The 18366-nt window shown below is 65.2% G+C and carries 18 protein-coding genes; 6 read left to right on the top strand and 12 right to left on the bottom strand.

Annotated features, from left to right (window positions below; translation table 11 throughout):
• Positions 1 to 61: 61 nt before the first annotated feature.
• Both ahcY and H9L13_RS07365 read right to left on the bottom strand, forming a co-directional pair.
• Positions 62 to 1474: an adenosylhomocysteinase gene (gene ahcY, locus H9L13_RS07370; protein ID WP_187537128.1), complete on the bottom strand. Its 1413-nt coding sequence runs from the start codon at positions 1472 to 1474 to the stop codon at positions 62 to 64.
• Positions 1475 to 1581: 107 nt separating this feature from the next.
• Entirely contained in the window at positions 1582 to 2112 is a 531-nt protein-coding gene (locus H9L13_RS07365) for a YqgE/AlgH family protein (protein WP_187540234.1), read from the bottom strand.
• 147 nt (positions 2113 to 2259) lie between these two features.
• Between H9L13_RS07365 and H9L13_RS07360 the strand changes: the two genes are divergently transcribed.
• The gene (locus H9L13_RS07360; RefSeq protein ID WP_187537127.1) at positions 2260 to 2748 is read left to right on the top strand and encodes a peroxiredoxin; all 489 of its coding nucleotides are present in this window, start codon (positions 2260 to 2262) and stop codon (positions 2746 to 2748) included.
• 106 nt (positions 2749 to 2854) lie between these two features.
• Positions 2855 to 3247, top strand: a complete 393-nt coding sequence (locus H9L13_RS07355) for a hypothetical protein (protein WP_187537126.1) — start codon at positions 2855 to 2857, stop codon at positions 3245 to 3247.
• Positions 3248 to 3302: 55 nt separating this feature from the next.
• On the opposite strand, the gene H9L13_RS07350 is transcribed toward H9L13_RS07355, so the two are convergent.
• The 4 genes from H9L13_RS07350 to H9L13_RS07335 all read right to left on the bottom strand — a co-directional run bounded on the left by H9L13_RS07350 (position 3303) and on the right by H9L13_RS07335 (position 7803).
• Positions 3303 to 5189 carry a M2 family metallopeptidase gene (locus H9L13_RS07350; RefSeq protein ID WP_187537125.1) on the bottom strand — a complete coding sequence of 629 codons (1887 nt, stop codon included), beginning with the start codon at positions 5187 to 5189 and terminating at the stop codon, positions 3303 to 3305.
• Positions 5190 to 5301: 112 nt separating this feature from the next.
• Positions 5302 to 5943 carry an alpha/beta fold hydrolase gene (locus tag H9L13_RS07345; RefSeq protein ID WP_235090752.1) on the bottom strand — a complete coding sequence of 214 codons (642 nt, stop codon included), beginning with the start codon at positions 5941 to 5943 and terminating at the stop codon, positions 5302 to 5304.
• 534 nt (positions 5944 to 6477) lie between these two features.
• On the bottom strand, positions 6478 to 7299 hold the full coding sequence (locus H9L13_RS07340; protein WP_187537123.1) for a L,D-transpeptidase family protein: 822 nt from the start codon (positions 7297 to 7299) through the stop codon (positions 6478 to 6480).
• 57 nt (positions 7300 to 7356) lie between these two features.
• Entirely contained in the window at positions 7357 to 7803 is a 447-nt protein-coding gene (locus H9L13_RS07335) for a GFA family protein (protein ID WP_187537122.1), read from the bottom strand.
• A 46-nt stretch (positions 7804 to 7849) separates the two neighbouring features.
• On the opposite strand from H9L13_RS07335, the gene H9L13_RS12750 reads away from it, so the two are divergent.
• A complete protein-coding gene (locus H9L13_RS12750; RefSeq protein ID WP_244954798.1) occupies positions 7850 to 9514 on the top strand; it encodes a Fe2+-dependent dioxygenase in 1665 nt (554 codons plus the stop codon).
• Here H9L13_RS12750 and H9L13_RS07325 read toward each other — a convergent pair.
• On the bottom strand, positions 9511 to 10539 hold the full coding sequence (locus H9L13_RS07325; protein ID WP_187537121.1) for an aspartate-semialdehyde dehydrogenase: 1029 nt from the start codon (positions 10537 to 10539) through the stop codon (positions 9511 to 9513). The genes H9L13_RS12750 and H9L13_RS07325 overlap by 4 nt on opposite strands.
• Positions 10540 to 10631: 92 nt before the next feature.
• On the opposite strand from H9L13_RS07325, the gene H9L13_RS07320 reads away from it, so the two are divergent.
• On the top strand, positions 10632 to 12848 hold the full coding sequence (locus tag H9L13_RS07320; RefSeq protein ID WP_187537120.1) for a M28 family peptidase: 2217 nt from the start codon (positions 10632 to 10634) through the stop codon (positions 12846 to 12848).
• Here H9L13_RS07320 and H9L13_RS07315 read toward each other — a convergent pair.
• On the bottom strand, positions 12845 to 14044 hold the full coding sequence (locus tag H9L13_RS07315; protein WP_187537119.1) for a class I SAM-dependent methyltransferase: 1200 nt from the start codon (positions 14042 to 14044) through the stop codon (positions 12845 to 12847). The genes H9L13_RS07320 and H9L13_RS07315 overlap by 4 nt on opposite strands.
• A gap of 136 nt (positions 14045 to 14180) precedes the next feature.
• Here H9L13_RS07315 and H9L13_RS07310 point away from each other — a divergent pair, with 136 nt between their 5' ends.
• Complete coding sequence (locus H9L13_RS07310) at positions 14181 to 15023, top strand: DUF2189 domain-containing protein (protein ID WP_187537118.1); 843 nt, start codon at positions 14181 to 14183, stop codon at positions 15021 to 15023.
• Between the two features lie 15 nt (positions 15024 to 15038).
• On the opposite strand, the gene rplS is transcribed toward H9L13_RS07310, so the two are convergent.
• From rplS to H9L13_RS07295, 3 genes are read right to left on the bottom strand one after another with little or no spacing between them, the layout of a single operon-like run.
• Positions 15039 to 15431, bottom strand: a complete 393-nt coding sequence (rplS, locus tag H9L13_RS07305; RefSeq protein ID WP_187537117.1) for a 50S ribosomal protein L19 — start codon at positions 15429 to 15431, stop codon at positions 15039 to 15041.
• Positions 15432 to 15436: 5 nt separating this feature from the next.
• Positions 15437 to 16168 (bottom strand): tRNA (guanosine(37)-N1)-methyltransferase TrmD, encoded by a 732-nt coding sequence (trmD, locus tag H9L13_RS07300; protein ID WP_187537116.1) that lies wholly within the window; start codon positions 16166 to 16168, stop codon positions 15437 to 15439.
• A 10-nt stretch (positions 16169 to 16178) separates the two neighbouring features.
• On the bottom strand, positions 16179 to 16691 hold the full coding sequence (locus H9L13_RS07295; RefSeq protein ID WP_187537115.1) for a hypothetical protein: 513 nt from the start codon (positions 16689 to 16691) through the stop codon (positions 16179 to 16181).
• A 96-nt stretch (positions 16692 to 16787) separates the two neighbouring features.
• Between H9L13_RS07295 and H9L13_RS07290 the strand changes: the two genes are divergently transcribed.
• Entirely contained in the window at positions 16788 to 17753 is a 966-nt protein-coding gene (locus H9L13_RS07290) for an NAD(P)/FAD-dependent oxidoreductase (protein ID WP_187537114.1), read from the top strand.
• Here the strand turns inward: H9L13_RS07290 and rimM are convergent.
• Entirely contained in the window at positions 17750 to 18247 is a 498-nt protein-coding gene (gene rimM, locus H9L13_RS07285; RefSeq protein ID WP_187540229.1) for a ribosome maturation factor RimM, read from the bottom strand. The genes H9L13_RS07290 and rimM overlap by 4 nt on opposite strands.
• Positions 18248 to 18366 lie beyond the last annotated feature (119 nt).

The following is an 18366-nucleotide window of genomic DNA, read 5'->3' as shown; positions in this document are numbered from 1 at the left end:
CCAGCGGGTGCGCAAAAGGAAGCTATTCGATTGGAAAGCCGGGGATAAAACCGGCGTCCGATCAGTAGCGGTAATGGTCCGGCTTGAACGGCCCTTCGGGCGGGACGCCGATATATGCCGCCTGCTTCTCGTTCAGTTCGGTGAGATGCACGCCGAGCTTGCCGAGGTGGAGCCGCGCGACCTTCTCGTCGAGATGCTTGGGCAAGACGTAGACGTCGTTCTTGTATTGGTTCGACTTGGTCCACAGCTCGATCTGCGCAAGCACCTGGTTGGTGAAGGACGAGGACATGACGAAGCTCGGGTGACCCGTGGCATTGCCGAGGTTCACCAGACGGCCCTTCGACAGCACGATGATCTTCTTGCCGTCGGGGAATTCAACCTCGTCGACCTGCGGCTTGATCTCGGTCCACTTCATGTTGGCCAGCGCACCGATCTGGATTTCGCTGTCGAAGTGGCCGATGTTTGACACGATCGCCATGTTCTTCATCGCCCGCATGTGGTCGAGCGTGATGACGTCCATGTTGCCCGTCGCGGTGACAAAGATGTCGGCGCGCGGCGCGGCCTCTTCCATCGTCACGACTTCATAGCCTTCCATCGCCGCCTGAAGCGCACAGATCGGATCCACTTCGGTCACCAGCACGCGCGCACCGCCATTGCGGAGCGAAGCGGCCGAACCCTTGCCGACGTCGCCGAAGCCCGCGACCACCGCGACTTTGCCGGCCAGCATGACGTCGGTCGCGCGGCGGATCGCATCGACGAGGCTTTCCTTGCAGCCGTAAAGGTTGTCGAACTTCGACTTGGTGACGCTGTCGTTGACGTTGATCGCCGGGAACGGGAGCTTGCCCTGCTTGGCGAGCTCGTACAGGCGGTGGACCCCGGTGGTCGTTTCTTCGCTGACGCCCTTGATGTTGGCTACCGTCTTGGTGAGATAGCCCGGACGCTCCTTGAGGAAGCGCTGCAGCGTGGCGACGAAGATCTCCTCTTCTTCGTTTGACGGCGTGAACAGCGTCTCGCCCGCTTCGACCCGCGCGCCCCACAGGGCAAACATGGTGGCGTCGCCGCCGTCGTCCAGGATCATGTTGCAGGTTTCGTCCTGCCCCCAATCGAAGATGCGCGCGGCGTAATCCCAATATTCCTCAAGGGTCTCGCCCTTGACCGCGAACACCGGAATGTTGCGCGCGGCGATGGCCGCGGCGGCATGGTCCTGAGTCGAATAGATGTTGCACGAGGCCCAGCGGATTTCGGCGCCGAGGTCGGCAAGCGTCTCGATCAGCACCGCGGTCTGGATCGTCATGTGAAGCGAGCCGGTGATGCGCGCGCCCTTCAAGGGCTTCGATCCACCAAATTCTTCGCGCAGCGCCATCAAGCCGGGCATCTCCGTCTCGGCGATCTCGATCTCCTTGCGACCGAAGTCGGCGAGGCCGAGGTCCTTGACGACATAGTCGTTGAAACGGGTTTCAGCCTGCGTAGCCACGTGAGAGTCTCCGGATCAGATCGAGGGGGTGCGCATGTGCGCGTCGCCGCCGCCCCTAGCCGCGAGCCAAGCCAAAGGCAAATATAAAGGATTCTTTATATGTTGATTCAGGCGACCCCGGTCTCGCTTGTCAGCAAGCGCGGGTCGATGCCTTCGGCCTTGAACGATTCGCCCCACCGCTCGTCGGTCGGCGTATCGAACAGGATGCGCTCGCGACCTGCCGCCGCGAACCAGCCGTGGCGCGTCATCTCCTCGTCGAGCTGGTGCTCGCCCCAGCCGGCATAGCCCAACGCCACGATCCATTTGGCCGGGCCGCGTCCTTCGGCGATGGCGCGGAGCACGTCGATGGTCCCGGTCATAGCGAACAGGGGTTCGCTGCCGCTGGTGACATGAAGCGTGTCCTGACCGCCCCAGTCGGTCGAATGGAGAACGAAGCCGCGCCCGGGCTCGACCGGCCCGCCGTGGTGCACCGCGCCATCAGGTGCTTCGCCCGGATCGATGTCGAGCTGCTTGAGCAGCCCGCGAAAGCCGATGCCCGCACGCTTGTGGCCGATCCCGATGCCAATCGCGCCATTTTCGTCATGGACGCACAGCGCAATCACGGCCCGCTCGAAGCGCGGGTCGGCCATTCCAGGCATCGCCAGCAGCAGCTTGCCCGACAGGAAGTTCGGCGGATCGCTCACGCGTTCGAAAATGGTGCTACGGCCCGCCGCGAGCAAGGCTTGAGGGCGCGGTCTGCCGAGCCTATCTGCCGCCCTGACTTCCCGACACGAGGAGATACGACCATGACCATTCAAGTGGGCGACAAGCTGCCCGACATGCCGCTGGCCATCGCCACCCCGGACGGCCCGCAGCAGACCACCACCAGCGAATATTTCGGCGGCAAGAAGGTCGCCTTGTTCGCGGTTCCCGGCGCGTTCACCCCCACCTGCTCGGCCCGGCACATGCCGTCTTTTGTCGAGAAAGCGGGTGACCTGAAGGCCGGCGGCATCGACGAAATCGCCTGCGTGTCGGTCAACGACCCGTTCGTTATGGCAGCCTGGGGCGAACGCGACGGATCGCGGGACATCACCATGCTGGCCGACGGCAATGGCGAATTTTCCGACGCCATCGGACTCAGCATGGACGGCGCCAAGTTCGGCATGGGCAAGCGCAGCCAGCGTTATTCGATGCTGGTCAACGACGGCGTTGTCGAGCAACTCAACGTCGAAGCGCCGGGCGAATATCGCGCGTCGAGCGCGGAGCATATGCTCGAGCAAATGCAGACCTCCTGAACCTCGTCGCACCACGGCCTCTCCTCACCGCTGGCGCCGAAAAGGCGGCAACAGCTAGCGCCTTCAATCGTTTGAGGAGGCGTAACAACATGTGAGGAGAGCCCACGTGGCAAGTACCAAGCGTAACAATCGTACGTCGAAGAGCAACAACCCCACCGGCCGCAACCAGTATAGCGGAGGCGTGCTCGACATCGCCCGGGAGAAGCCCGTCGCAGCCGCGGCCGTCGCCGCCGGCGCCGCCGCCACGGGCCTGTTTCTGTGGTCGAAGCGCGCCCAGATCACCGACCAGATCAATAACCTCACCGATCAGCTCGGCGAATGGAAGCAGAGCATGGGATCGACCGAGGACGACTTCGGCAACGAATCGCTCATCGGCAGCGGGAGCACCGGCAGCAGCACCAACATGGGCACCAAGTCGCGCCGTTCGAACCGGGGCAAAAGCCAGTCCGACATCGCCGAGGAGGCTCTGACGCTGAAGGAAACCGGCGCGACCCTTTAGGCCTTTTCCTTCATTCGACAATGAAAGGGCGCCCCACGGGGCGCCCTTTTTTATGTCACCAGCCGGGGGTCGCCCCCGCATTCTGCTGGTCAAGCCAGGCCTTAAGCGGGGCGAAATATTCCATCATCGCCTTGCCCGACATCTGGCGTTCGCCAGTGAACGCCTGGAGCGCATCGGGCCAGGGCTTCGAAGCGCCCATTTCGAGCATGGCGTTGAGGCGCCGCCCAACTTCCTTGTTGCCATAGAAGCTGCAGCGGTGGAGCGGCCCGGTCCAGCCCGCCTGGTCGCACGCCGCCTTGTAGAATTGGAACTGCAGGATCCGCGCAAGGAAATAGCGGGTGTAGGGAACGGCGCCCGGGATATGGTATTTCGCGCCAGCGTCGAAGCCGTTCGCCGGGCGATCGACGGGCGGCCGGATGCCCTGATAGTCGAGCCGCATCTTGGTCCACGCATTGTTATATTCTGCCGGCGAGATCGAGCCATCGTAGATGCCCCAGCGATAGCGGTCGATCATCAGGCCGAAGGGCAGGAATGCGACCTTGTCCATCGCCTGGCGAAGCAGCAGGCCAATATCCTTGTCGGCACTTGGCACGCGGTTGCGCGGAAGCATGCCGATCTGCACCAGATATTCGGGCGTGATCGACAGCGCGACGGCATCGCCGATCGCCTCGTGGAAGCCGTCATTGGCGCCGTTGAGATAGAGATAGGGCTGCTTGTTGTAGGCGCGCTGGTAATAGTTGTGGCCGAGTTCGTGGTGGATGGTCACGAAATCGTCCGAGTTGCGCTTGATGCACATCTTGATGCGCAGGTCGTCCTTGTTGTCGATGTTCCAAGCCGATGCGTGACACACGACTTCGCGGTCGCGCGGTTTCAGGAACATCGAGCGCTGGTAGAAGGTCTCGGGCAGCGGCGCGAAGCCGAGCGAGGAGAAGAAGCCCTCGCCGGTCTTGACCATGCCAAGCTCGTCCATCTTCCTGGCGGCGATCAAGTCGGTGATGTCATAGCCGACGTCGCCCGCGCCCGGCGGCGCGACGAGCGGGTAGATATTGCCCCATTCCTGCGCCCACATGTTGCCGAGCAGGTCGGCGCGGATCGGCCCCGTCCGGGGCTGGACCGCATTGCCATATTTCTGGTTGAGCTTAGTCCGCACGTAGGTGTGAAGCGCCATGTATAGCGGCTTCACCTCCTGCCACATGCGCTCCGTCTCGGCGGCGAATTGCTCGGGCGGCATGTCGTAGGCGGAGCGCCACATGGCGCCGGTGTCGGCAAAGCCAAGTTCCTTCGCACCGGCGTTCGAAAGCTCCGTCATCTTGACGTAGTCGTTCTTCATCGGCGCGCCGACATTGTCGTGCCAGCTCGTCCACATCTCGGCGAATTGAGCCGGGCTGTGCTTGAGGTTGCCCATTTCCGCTTCGATGTCGCTGCCGCTGATGGGCTTGCCGTTGAGCGTCCCCCTGCCCTTGCCGTACTGCGACTGAAGGCCGGTCTGGATGGTCGCCAGCTCCTGCGCCGCGCCCGGCGTGGTCGGCGCCGGGAGCACAATCCCGTTACGCAGGATGTCGAGCTTGCGCTTGGTGTCGTAGCTGAGGCCCGGGACGGCCGCATATTTGGCGGCGTCGAGACCGTACTTCACCGACTTCTCGGTCCCGATGGCGTTGATCCGCGCGGCGAGCGCATCGGTGTCTTCGGTGATGTAGGTGGAATTGACCCAGTTCACCTGGCTCGCTTCGATCGAATAGCCGAACAGGTCCTTTTCGACCGCGGCGACGAAAGCATCGGCGCCGGCAGGCGTCAGCGGATAAGCGGCGGCCTGGTCAGTTGCAGCCGCCTCCGCGGGCGGCGGGGCAGGCTGCATTGCAGCGGCCGTCGCCGGCGGCGGCGCGGCGGTGGCGCAAGCAGTCAGAGCGAGAGCAATGAACGAAACGGAAGCGGCAAGTTTCATGAAGGCGTCCTTATCCCTGGTGACTCAAGGGTTTCGCGTGTGCCCCGACTGGAACTGACGAGCGCCCTCGTCAAGCCGCGCAGGATGTCCACCGAGCGCATGATCCGGGGGATCATGCGGCGAGGAATCGCGCGATTGCCTCCCCCAGTTCGGGCTTGGTGACGCTGCTCATGTGCGTGCCGGGAATTTCCTCGAAGGTCGCATGGGGCATGGCCGCGGCCAGTTCGGCAGCCGAGCCATTGTCGTCATCCTCGCTACCGCAGACGACCAACGTCGGCATGGTGAACGCCTGCAGCCAGTCCATGAACGTATCCTCGAAGCTTTCGAGGAGATGGCCGGCAGCCACGGTGTCGATCTTCTGGCTCTTCATGAACTGTATCGAGAGCCAGTGCGAGTCGGTCCGCGGGAGCTTGTCTTCGAACAGGGCGATAGCTTCGAGGAAGAAATTCTTTCGCCGCTCCCAATTGCGAAGGCCTTCCAGGCCGGCGCCGCCGAGGATCGCGCGCCGCGGCACCAGCCCCTCTCCGACCCCCTCGACCGTGGTCCGTGCGCCCAGCGAAAAACCGCCAAGGTCGAAATCGGTCAACGCCAGATGCTTGATCAGCTCGCGCAAGTCGCGGGCGAGGATGCCCTTGGGATAATGATCGGCACCATGCGGTCGCCCGCTTTGTCCGTGCGCCCGCAAGTCCGGCATGATCACGCGAAAGCCCGCCGCAGAAATGCGCGCCGCATGACCGAATTTGATCCAGTTCATGTTCGCGTCTGAAAAAAGCCCATGAAGGAGGATGACCGGTTGCCCCTGCCCGACTTCGTGCCAAGCAAGCTGGACGCCGTCAGACGCGGCCCAGCGATGGCCTTGGGCCTCGGTCACTTGCGGAAGGTCACAAAAGTCGCAGTGACTCGCGCGCGCGAACAAGCTGCGCTCACGCGGCGAATGATGACTGCCCGATCATGGTGAAGGCTGGCGAAATCCATGCCGCTCGCATGTCAGCCGAATTCCTACTTTGCAACGCGGACGTCCCCGGCAAGTCTTCGTACAATCCGGGCTTTCGTACCGCGCGGAAAACCGATGGCTTTGGATCAGCGTCCTCGTTGGCCGCTCGCGCGCGCGGCTCACCGTCGCGTGGCACGAATTCATTCGAGCAACCGGCCTTGGCTCGTTTCTTCGAAATAAGCGACATTGGGACCCGATCCCGAGCCGCCATTGCGCAGCCCGAAAGTGGATCTGCAGCACTTCTCCCTGCCCGCCCAAGTGCCGAAGGTCATGATCGCAAAGTTGTGGCGGGCTCTACTGCAATCCCGCCAACTGCATTTGCGCACTGGCGTCGAGATAGGCGATCGTGACCGGAACGCCGCCGCGGGGGAGCGCGACATGCTGCTCCGGTGACGCCGTGGCGAGCGGCGGGTCGCCGCCGAGCAGCCAACGCGCAAGACGCGGCGCATCTTCCAGTCGCACGCAGCCATTACTCAGCGTGCGGACATCCTTGGCGAACAGTTCCTTCTTGGGCGTGTCGTGGAGGAAGATGCCGTTGGCGTTGGCCAGGTTGAACTTCATTTGCCCCATGGAGTTGGCCGGACCGGGCCGTTGGCGGACCTTTACCTGCGCGCGACCATCGGCGACCGCCTGCCAGTCGACGCTTTCGGGCGGGTACACCTCGGCGTTCGGGTCATTGAAGTCGGAGACGACTTCGTAATTGCGCGCGGCAAGGTAGGCCGCGCCTTCCTGGACGACATGCGGCGCGATTAGCTTTTGCGCGAGGTCGGCGGGAACGTTCCAATAGGGATTGAGCGTCGCGTAATGAAGGACGCTGCGAAGCGCGGGCGTCTGTGCTTCGGGCTTGCCTACGATGACCTTCATCGAATCGCGCACGCGGCCGTCTTCCATCATGTACAATCGCGCCGAGGCGGCATCGACGAGAATATAGCGTCCGCGCGCGGGAAACTGGCCGTCGGTGATCGACTGCACGTAGCTTTGCGGCGCGACGGTGCCGGCAATGGGGCCGAGCACCGGAAAATATTGGCCGACGCCGTAGGCGCCCAGCGCAAGCGCGATAATCGCGGCGCTGCCGATGACATAGCGGCGCTTAAGCGTGGATGTGTTGAGCCCCATCGATGCTGCCCCCAGCTGGCGGGCGAGTCTTTACCACCGATGGCTTCGCGGCGCGAATCAGCCCGGAAATTCGCCTGTGGCGTCGACCCATTTGTCGACCAGTTTCTGATAATCCTGAGTGCGCATTTCGGGCAGGCCCTCGGTGTTCAGCCAGGCGCGATGGATACTCTCCGCGCCGAAATGATGCTTGGGCTTGAACGGCGACGGGTCGTCGAAGGCGGCAACCGTCAGGTCCATCTTGTCGCTCCCCTCCTTGAAGGCGAAGCCAAGCGACGTGCCGCATTCGCGGCAGAACGGCCGGCGGGCGATCGGCGAGCTGTCGTACCAGTCGGGCTCATGGCCCCATTTGATCGAATCGAGCTGGGCGTGGACGAAGGCGATCGACACCGATCCGGTCGCGCGCTGGCACATGCGGCAGTGGCAGAGATAGGCCTCGGCCGGCTCGACCTCCGCCGTGAAGCGGACCCGCCCGCAGGCGCAGCCGCCGGACATTCGCTCGGTCATCTTCGCACTCCCTTTCGCGCGAACGTGATGCAGCGCTAAGGGCGGCATGTCCAGCGTCCCCGAACCTGCCGAGATTGCCCGCGACGCGCGCTGGCTGGCGCAGGCGCTCGACCCCGCGGCAGGCGTGGTGCGGCTGATCGCCATGACTGCTGAAGAATATCGGGCGGCGAGCTTCCTTGACGACCGGATGCTTCAGCCGGGGCTGGATGCGCGGATAGTGCCGTGGGCCGGCGTCACGGCGGCGATGGGGCCGGAAGCGCGGCGGGACGCGCGGTGGATCTTCCATATCGGCCATGTCGGGTCGACGCTGCTGGCGCGGATGCTGGGCGAGTTGCCCAACGTGCTTTCTGTGCGTGAGCCGCGGCTGCTGCGTGACCTGGCGGCCGCGAGCGACCACGGCGCTTATACGGGGATGATCAGCGCGCTCTACTCGCGCACCTTCGGGCCCGAGCAGGCTGCACTGGTCAAGGCGACCAGCTTCGTCAGCGAGATCGCGCCTGACTTGGTGCCGGCGGGCGAACGCGCGCTGTTCATGTATGCGGCGCCCGAGGCCTATATCGCCGGGATGCTGGCGGGCGAGAACAGTCTGCAGGAGCTGCAGGTGCTGGCGCCGGTGCGGGCGCAGCGGATGGCGGAGCGGGTCACGCTCGCGCCGCCGCAAAACCTTGCCGAGCTCGCCGCCGCGTCCTGGGCGTGCGAGATGACCTCGCTCGAGCAGGCGGCGGACGCCATGCCCGACCGGACCATCGGGTGGATGGATTTCGACCGCGCCCTGGACGACATGCCGGGCGAGCTGGCGCGGGCCGCCGCACTGTTCGGCTTTGCCGCGGACGAGGCGCAATTGCGCGAGATCGCCACCGGGCCGCTGATCCGACGCTACTCCAAGGCGCTGGAATATGAATATAGTCCGGGCCTCCGGCGCGAGCTGCTGGACGAGGCAACCGCGCATCATCGCGAGGACATCGCCGGCGCGCTTGCCATGCTGGCGCGGGGCGCGGAAAAGTCGCCCCTGCTGGCGCGCGCGCTTGCCCGGTCGGGGGAGAGACGAATGTATAAGGTGCTTGAGGTCCTGACGGCGGACGAGGTCGCGCGGTGCCGCGAGATCGCGGCATCGGCGAAGTTCGTGCACGGCCGAATCACCAACCCGCACAACACGGCCAAGGACAACGAGCAGCTGCACGACCCGGCGGTCTACAACCAGAGCGCGCAGCTGCTTCACCAGGCGCTGATGCGCAGCGAGGACTTTCGCAATTTCGCCTTCCCCACGGCAATCGCGCCGCCGCTGATCACGCGTTACAACCCGTCGCAGCATTACGGCCTGCACACCGACATGGCCTATATCGTGCTGCCCGGCGGGACGCTGCGCAGCGACCTCAGCTGCACGATCTTCCTCAGCGATCCCGAAACCTACGAAGGCGGCGCGCTGCAGGTCCAGCTGGGCGATGCAGCGATGAGCTTCAAGTTGCCGCCTGGGCACGCCATCGTCTATCCGTCCGACACCTTCCACCAGGTCGAGCAGGTCACGAGCGGGGAGCGGCTGGTGGCGATCACCTTCATCCAGAGCCGCGTGCCCGACCCGTTCAAGCGCAGCCTGCTCTATACCCTCAACGAGGTCGCCGCGCTGGAAGGCCTTGGGATGGACCCGACGAACTATTCGCGGCTGCAGCTCGTGCAGCAGCAATTGCTCAGGATCTGGGGCGAGAAGCCCTAGGCCGCCTTCTGCAGGTGCTTGCGGCCCAATAGCTCGGCGATCTGCACCGCGTTGAGCGCCGCGCCCTTGCGAAGGTTGTCGCTGACGACCCAGAGAGACAAGCCGTTCTCGACCGTTGAATCCTCCCTGATGCGGCTGATGTAGGTGGCGTATTCGCCGACGGCCTCGACTGGGGTGACATAGCCGCCGGGCTCGCGCTTATCGACGACCATCACGCCGGGCGCCTCGCGCAGGATGGCGCGGGCCTCGTCGGCGGTGATTTCGTTCTCGAACTCGATGTTCACCGCTTCCGAGTGGCAGACGAAGACGGGGACACGGACGCAGGTCGCGGTGAGCTTGATCCTGGGGTCGAGGATCTTCTTGGTTTCGACCACCATCTTCCATTCCTCGGTGGTCGATCCGTCGTCGAGGAAGTCGCCGGCGTGGGGGATGACGTTGAAGGCGATTTGCTTGGGATAGACCTTGGGCTCGTTCGAATCGCCGACGAAGATGTTGCGCGATTGCTCGAACAGTTCGTCCATGCCCGCTTTGCCGGTGCCGGAGACCGACTGATAGGTGGCGACAACGACGCGCTTGATCGTCGCCGCATCGTGCAGCGGCTTCAGCGCCACCACCAGCTGCGCGGTCGAGCAATTTGGGTTGGCGATGATGTTGCGGGCGCGGTAGCCGGCGATCGCTTCGGCGTTCACCTCGGGCACGATCAGCGGCACGTCGGGGTCCATGCGGTAGAGCGAGCTATTGTCGATCACCGTACAGCCCGCCGCCGCGGCGCGCGGGGCGTGGAGCTTGGAGACTTCGGAGCCGGCGGCGAACAGAGCGATGTCCCACCCTTCGAAATCGAAATGCTCGAGGTTCTTGACCTTGAGCTCGGTCCCGCTGTCGCCGAAATCGATCACATCGCCGGTCGAGCGCGCCGACGCGAGCGCGGCGACTTCATCGGCCGGGAATTGCCGTTCGGCGAGGATGTTGAGGATCTCGCGCCCGACATTGCCCGTCGCGCCGACGACGGCGACCCGATAACCCATTTGCTTCGACTCCAAGCTGACGGCGCAGCGCCTATCGCAAGCGCGCCGGGAAAGCGATATGGCGTGCCGAGGCGCGCGGGCAAGGGGGGAGCATGCGCAAACCAATCCTTCTGCTTGCGGTGCTGGTGACGATCCTGGCGGCGATGGGCCTGAGGTCGCAGCTGACAGCGATCCCCGCGGCGCGGTCGCAATCCGCCCCGACGCAATTCGACGCAAACCGCGCCCACGCGCGGCTCGCAGTGGTGCTGCGCGAGCAAGTCCCCCACCCCGCCGACACGGCCGCGAACGACGTGGTTCGCGCGCGGCTGATCGCGCAGTTGCGCGGCATGGGGTTGAGCCCGATCGTCCGCGACCAGCGGGCGTGCAACGAGTTGTACAAGTCGCGGGGTGTAAGCTGCGCGCGGGTGCGCAACGTCATCGCCACGGTCGGACCGGCCACCGGCAAGGCACTGCTGCTGAGCGCGCATTACGACAGCACGCCGACCGGGCCGGGCGCGGGCGACGCGGGGATCGGCGTGGCCACCCTGCTGGAGGTCGCTGCATTGACGAAGGATCGGCCTTTGCAGCGCCCGATCATCTTCCTGTTCAACGAGGGCGAAGAACTTGGCTTGATCGGCGCGCGGGCGTTCCTTGACGATCCGCTCAGCCGCAATGTCGATAGCCTGGTGAACCTTGAGGCGCGCGGGGTGCGCGGACCGGTCAACATGTTCGAGACCAGCCGCCCCAACGCCGCCGCCATCGCGGTCTTCAAGCGCGCCGCCGCCAATCCCGTCGCCAATTCGCTGTCGACCGACGTCTATCGGCTGATGCCCAATTATACCGACGTGAACACGCTGGCGGAGCGCGGCTGGCTAACGCTCAACCTGGCGCCGATCGGCAACGAGACGCGCTACCACAGCCCGGGCGACGACCTCGCCGCGCTCGACCGCGCGACGCTGCAGCATATGGGCGACCAGACGCTGGCGCTGGTGGCGGAGCTCGACCCGGGCGTGCCCAAGGCGCAGGCCGACTGGATCTTCATGGACCTTGGCGGGCGCTATCTGTTCACGCTGCCGCTTGCGGTCGGCCTCCTTGTTCTTGCCGCGCTGCTCCTCGCCGTCGCCCGCGTCAGCTGGGCGCGTGGCGGCTTGGCGCGGACCGGCGCCGTTGTCATTGGCACACTGCTACTATCGACGGGACTAACGTGGCTTATGCTTGCCCTGCTCGGCGCTGCGCGACCAGGTCACTTCTGGCGCGCGCACCCGATGTGGACGCACCTTGCCATTTCCGCGACGGTGGCGCTGGTCGCGGTTGTGCTTCTGGCGACGGTCGGACGGCGGGTAGATCGCACGCACTTGCGGCCCCTGTTCTGGCTGGTCTTCCTGATCCTTGGCGCGATCATCGCCATCGCCGCACCGGGCGGGGTCGTCTTCTTCCTCCTGCCCCCGACCCTGCTTCTGATCGGGATGTTCGCGCGCCGCTGGTGGCCCCGCGCCGAGCAAGCCGGGGCTCTGGCAGCGGTTGTCGCCTTGTACCTGACGTGGGGCGCAATGCTCGGCCTGCTCGAGGAGTTGCTCAATGCCGGGCCGCTGTGGGTGTTCGCACCGCTGGGCGTGCTCATCATCCTGCCGGCGCTGATCGAGGCAAAACCCCTGATCGTCAGACCGATGCGGCGGGTTGCTGGGCTCGTAGCGATGTCCCCCATGATCCTCTTGTGGGCGATGGTTGCGGCGGTCCCGGCCTATTCGGCCGACCGGCAGCAGAGGTTCGTCATTGAGCACGTCACCGATGCGACAACGGGCAAAGCCTATTGGTCCATCCTCAACGGCAAGGCGCCGCTGCCCCATGCCTATCGGGAGATGGCCGACTGGCGCTGGGCGGCGTTGCCCACGGCCGAAGCGAAGCGCTGGGTCGCCGCCGCGCCGCGCGCGCCAGGCATCGCCGCACCCACTGCGCAAGTGGTGTCGACGGTTGCCAACGGGCGCGAGCGCGCAGTGACGGCCCGCCTGCGCGCCAACGGATCGACGCGCCTAACCCTGATCGGGCCGAAGGACGCGCGCATTCGGGCGGCCGGCACGGCGGGCTTTGTGCGCCCGATCGACGCTGCGGCCGAAGAAGGCGAATATCTCATCAGCTGCTTCGGCCGAAGCTGCGACGGGGCGGAGCTGCACATCCGCATCGACCGTGCCGAACCCGTGACGTTCAAGCTGGTCGGGATGCGCGCGGGACTTCCCGTCAGCGCCGCTCCTTTGCTTGACGCCAAGCCCCGCTTCGCCCGGCCGCAATATGCACCCAACCAGACCTTGGTGGTGTCGCGCGTCCGGATCTAGCGCGGCGGCAGCGCGATCATGACGTGGCCGAGCTTCCACAAATGTTCGAAGTAGCGCTGACCGAACAGGTCGCGCTCCTCGCGCGGAATGTCGGCCAGCGCGGGCAGGCCGATGATGTCGCCGATGCTCCGCCGGCCGTCGACGGCCTCGATCACAAACTCCTCAAGATCGAGCGCCTTCAACTGGTAATAGCCGCGCTGGAACAGCGCCGGGCCTTTGCGAAACAGGCCGGGACCGCGATGCGGCACGAAGCCGCGCCAGTCGCCCTGGTCGAAATCGACGATGGCAAGGTCGGTGTCCACCCCGCGCACGGTGAAGGTGTGCATGCCCGCGCTTTGACGGAGCATTTCGATTGCAGCCCAGTGCTCCCGCGGCGGCAGCGGGTCGACGGCATCGGCGATGGCGGTGCCGGCGCCCCACGCACCATTTCGCCAATAGAGGTAATTATCCACCCAGTTCTGGAACTGCAGGCCGGCGTCTTCGACCAGATCGAAGATCTGCGGAACGGTATAGGCGCGGTCTTGCGGATGGAGGAAGGTGTCGACCACGGCCGTGTCGTGCTTCAACTCGTCGGCGGCGCGGACATAATCGTTGGCGTAGTGGCGCTGCGGCAGTTCCTTGAGGATGCGCCGCACCTGGGCGACTCCGGCCGTGGTCTGCTCGATGCCGATCCGGCGGAAGGCATCCTGCAGCATGTAGACGCCGGTGCGCACGGTCTGCCCATAGAGCATCAGCACCATGACCCCGCCCGGCGCCAGGACATCCCGCAAGGCGGCCAGGCCTGCGCCGGGGTCCGCCATGTGGTGCAACACGCCGGTGCACAGGATCACGTCGAAGTCCTGGCCGGTCGCGGCCACGTCGATCAGGTCGCCCTTGAACAGCCGAAGGTTGGAAAGGCCGTGCCGCTCCTGGAGGTAGCGCTCATGGCCGAGAGAGGCGTCGGACAGGTCGACGCCGACCACCTCGTCCTCGCGATTCATGAAGGCCGCGTAAGCTGCCTGGATCGTCCCGCAGCCGGCGGCAAGAATCTTCAGCCGTCCCGGGGGCCGCCCCTCGGGCCACAAAACCGGTCCGTAAAGCGATGGATCGCCCACCTGACTGTAGCCATTGCTAATCTCCTCGGCGAGGTCGGCGAACGGCTGCGGATAGGCGAAGGCCTCATACTGGCGGGCGACAAGCGTAGATACGTCCTTCATGAATGCAGCGCTTAGACGAGGGGCCCGAAAGCCGAAACTCTTGTGCCTCTGCCCGTCGGCGCCGCGTTGTGCTAAAGCGGACTTGCAAGGCGCCCGGCGCCAACGCCGGACGGCACCTTGACGAAGGAGAGGTGTCATGGCGACCCATAGTGCAGCCGCTTCCACGTCGGCCACGGCGCCGGATATTCCGGTGCGCAAGATCGGCAGCGGGGATCTGCGCATCGCGCTTCGGCAGGGCTGGGAGGATTTCAGCGCCATGCGCGGCGACCTGATCTTCGTTGGTCTGCTGTATCCCCTGATCGGCATCGCTGCTGCGGTGATGACGACTAGTGCGCCGTTGCTGCCCCTCTTCTTCCCGGTGGCAGCGGGCGTGGGATTGCTCGGCCCCCTTGCCGCGGTCGGCTTCTACGAACTAGCCCGGCGCCGCGAAGCTGGCCTGACATCCAACTGGTCACACTTCCTGGACGTACGCAAACGTCCGGCCTGGGACGATATCGGCATAGTCGCCGGGCTGCTGCTGGTGATTTTCGGGATGTGGTTGGTCGCCGCGGGCGCGCTTTACGTGCTTTTCTGGGGCTATTCGGCGCCAGCACAGCTTTCAGGAATTGCCTGGTACGAGCCCTATTCGATCGGCGACTTTGTCACGCGGCTGTTCACCACGCCCGAAGGCTGGGCATTGATCGTGGTTGGCAATGTCGTCGGCCTGATCTTCGCCGCGCTGGTGCTGGCAATCAGCGTCGTTTCGCTGCCGATGCTGGTCGATCGCGATGTCAGCGCGTCGCGTGCGGTGTCGACCTCATGGCGCGCGGCCCGGGCGAATCCGGGCACGCTTGCGCAATGGGGTCTGATCGTCCTTGGCCTGCTGATCCTCGGCTCGATCCCGCTATTCATCGGCCTGGCGCTGGTGCTGCCTTGGCTCGGCTATTCGACCTGGCATCTTTACACCCGCCTGGTCGACCGGAATGCGGTGCGCGGCTAGGGGCGCCCGAAGGACTTACGCCCCTTCGGTCGTCTTGGCTTCGCGGCGCGGGTCGCGGCGCTCGGCGATACGTGCCGACTTACCGGTGCGGCCGCGCAGGTAGTAAAGCTTGGCGCGGCGGACGGCGCCGCGGCGGACGACCTCGATCTTGTCGATGATCGGCGAATAGAGCGGGAACACGCGCTCGACGCCTTCGCCGAAGCTGATCTTGCGGACGGTGAAGCTGGACCCGACACCCTTGTTGGCGCGGGCGATGCACACGCCCTCGAAATTCTGGACGCGGGTGCGGTCGCCTTCGATGACCTTGACGCCGACGCGAAGCGTGTCGCCAGGGCGGAATTCGGGGACGGGCTTGTCCTTGGTCAGCGCGTCGATCGCTTCGCGCTCGAGGGTCTCGATCAGATTCATCGTCGTTAAGCCTTCGTATCTCTTCGCCGCGCGCCAGAGGGCGGTGCCTGCGATGCGCCCCCGTGGCGCTCGATCAGGTCCGGCCGCCTTAGCCGTGTGTCTTCGCGGGCGCGCTCGAGGCGCCACGCCGCGATCTTCGCATGATCCCCCGACCGCAGCACTTCGGGGATCGTGCGCCCTTCCCATGTCACTGGTCGGGTATAGTGCGGATATTCCAGGAGGCCGCTTTCGAAGCTCTCCTCCTCTCCGCTGGAGGCCGCGCCCATTACCCCGGGGAGCAGCCGGACGCAAGCGTCGAGCACGACCATCGCCGCGACCTCTCCGCCCGAGAGGACGTAATCGCCTATCGAGACGGATTCGACATCGCGCGCCTCGATGATTCGCTCGTCGAAACCTTCGAAGCGGCCCGAGAGCAGGATGACGCCCTCGCCCGCCGCCAATTGCCGAACGCGCGCTTGGGTTAGCGGCGTGCCGCGCGGGGTCATGGCGAGGATGGGGCGGCCATCGGACACGCTATCGATCGCCGCGGCGAGCACGTCCGGCTTAAGCACCATGCCCGCACCGCCGCCCGCGGGCGTATCGTCCACGCTGCGGTGCTTGTCCGTGGCGAAGTCGCGGATCTGCACCGTGTTGAGGGCCCAGATGCTGTCCTGCAGCGCCTTGCCCGCCAGACTGATGCCAAGCGGTCCCGGAAACATCTCGGGGTATAGGGTCAGGATGGTTGCGGCCCAGGTCACCGGGCGGCGTTTAGCCCCCGCGCCGCAGGAAGCGCCAGACCGCTTTGTAGAAGCGCGCCTCAAGGATCATGAGCTTGGCGATTAGCGGCGGGGCCCCGGTCGCGGCGGCAATCTGCTCGGCGTCTGCCTTGCCTCTGAACACCAGCTTCAGGGTGACAAAAACGATCCGCAATTCGATCGCGATCAGCAGGGCGAGGCCGATCGTCCGTGCGAATTCGAAGGACGGCAGCAGTCGCTGTGCTTCGGGTGGGACGATCCAGCTCATGGCGTAGATTCCAAGGCACGCCACGCCCAACATGCGAAGCGCCGTCTGCCACAAAGCGCGCTTCCGCCAATAGCACAGCGCATATAGCGCCGGCACGGTCACGCAGGCATCGAATAGGAGAGCCGCTTCCAGCGACCCCGAATGGCCGCCTGCGAACGCGGTGCGGCTGGTCATCCACGCCGTCGCGGCCAACACGGGTAGGACGATGAGAAACCAATTGGCCCCGCTCCACCGCCGGATCGAAGAAGCTATTGTCACCACCTGCTACCTGTTACCTGCCGTCTTTGCTAGGACGATGCACGCCGCTTGTCACGACAGCTTGGAACTGGTGCTGCGGCAATCCATTGGGGGCGGATGGATGACCCCAAACCCCTCGACTGCCTGATCATCGGCGGCGGACCCGCCGGCCTCACCGCGGCGATCTACCTCGCGCGCTTTCACATGGACATTCTGGTCGTCGATGGCGGCAAGAGCCGGGCGAGCTGGATCCCGTGCACGCACAATCATGCCGGCTACCCCGATGGCATCAACGGCAAGGAGCTGCTCCAACGGATGCGCGACCAGGCGTGCAAATATGGCGCAAAGGTCGTCACCGAACATGTCACCAAGCTGGATCGTGACGACGAGAGCGGCCTGTTCACCGCAACCTGGGGATCGGGCTGCGTGACCGCCCGCACGGTGCTGCTGGCGACCGGCGTCACCAACCGCAAGCCGCCGATGGACGAGGAACTGCACGACGAGGCGCTAGCCAAGGGCCTGATCCGCTATTGCCCGATCTGCGACGGCTACGAGGTGACCGACAAGAAGGTGGGCGTGATCGGCAGCGGTAGCCACGGCGTCGCCGAGGCTTTGTTCATCCGCAGCTATACCGCCGACGTCACGCTGATCGCCCCCGACAAGGCGATGAAGGTCAAAACGGAGGATCGCGAGAAGCTCGACGCGGCGGGGATCGTGTGCGTTGATGGCCCCGCGCAGGCAGCGGCGATCTCCAACGAATTCATCGTCGTCGATACCGCCGAGGGGCATCATACCTTCGACAGCGTCTATCCCGCGCTGGGATCGGACACGCACACGCAATTGGGCGAGATGGTCGGCGCGAAACTGGCCGAAGACGGCTGCTTCCTGTGCGACGACCACCAGCGGACCAGCGTCGCAGGCCTCTATGCCGCGGGGGACGTCGTCCACGGCCTCGACCAGATCAGCCATGCGATGGGCGAAGGCGGGGTTGCCGCGACCACCATCCGCAACGATTTGTGCGCCGAGCAACCGCGCTGGCGCGAAGCGCCGGAGGTTGTCGAAGAGGCGGAGGAAGGCGTTTAGGCGAGAAAGTCGGGATCGAGGATGATCTTGCCGTCCTTGAGGTCGGCAATGCCGTCGCGGAACGGGATGAGCGAGCGCTTGCCCTCCGCGGTCTCGATTTCGAGCAGGTCGCCCGCGCCGTAATTTTCGACTGCGGCGACCGTGCCGACGGGCTTGCCTCCAGCGTCGATCGCGGGAAGCCCGATCAGGTCAGCGTGATAATATTCGCCGTCTTCGAGCGGCGGCAACGCGTCGCGGTCGATTTCGACCAGCGAACCGCGCAACGCCTCGGCGGCCGAACGGTCGGAGATGCCTTCGAAGCGGGCGATCGCGGCCTTGCCGCCATCGCGCGCCGCGATCAGGCGCCGCTTTTCCCCACCGACGAATAGCGTCTTGTGCCGCGACAGGCTTTCGGCGCTGTCGCTGAACAGCTTGAGACGCACTTCACCTTTGATGCCATGCGCGCCGGCGACGGCGGCGAGCGCAATCCGTTGCTCGCCGCCGCCATCCTTCATCACGTTCAGGCCTTCGCGTCCTCGGCGGCGCCTTCGGCGGGCGCATCCGCGCTTTCACCGGTGGTTTCGGCGGCGTCGGCGGCCTGCGGCGAGTCAGCGGTTGCGCCTTCGTCCGAACC

It is taken from the genome of Sphingomonas lutea (assembly GCF_014396785.1).
GTDB classification, from domain to species: domain Bacteria; phylum Pseudomonadota; class Alphaproteobacteria; order Sphingomonadales; family Sphingomonadaceae; genus Sphingomicrobium; species Sphingomicrobium luteum.
Note: the sequence above shows the minus strand (reverse complement) of the source record. Positions and strands in the feature narration are given on the sequence as shown.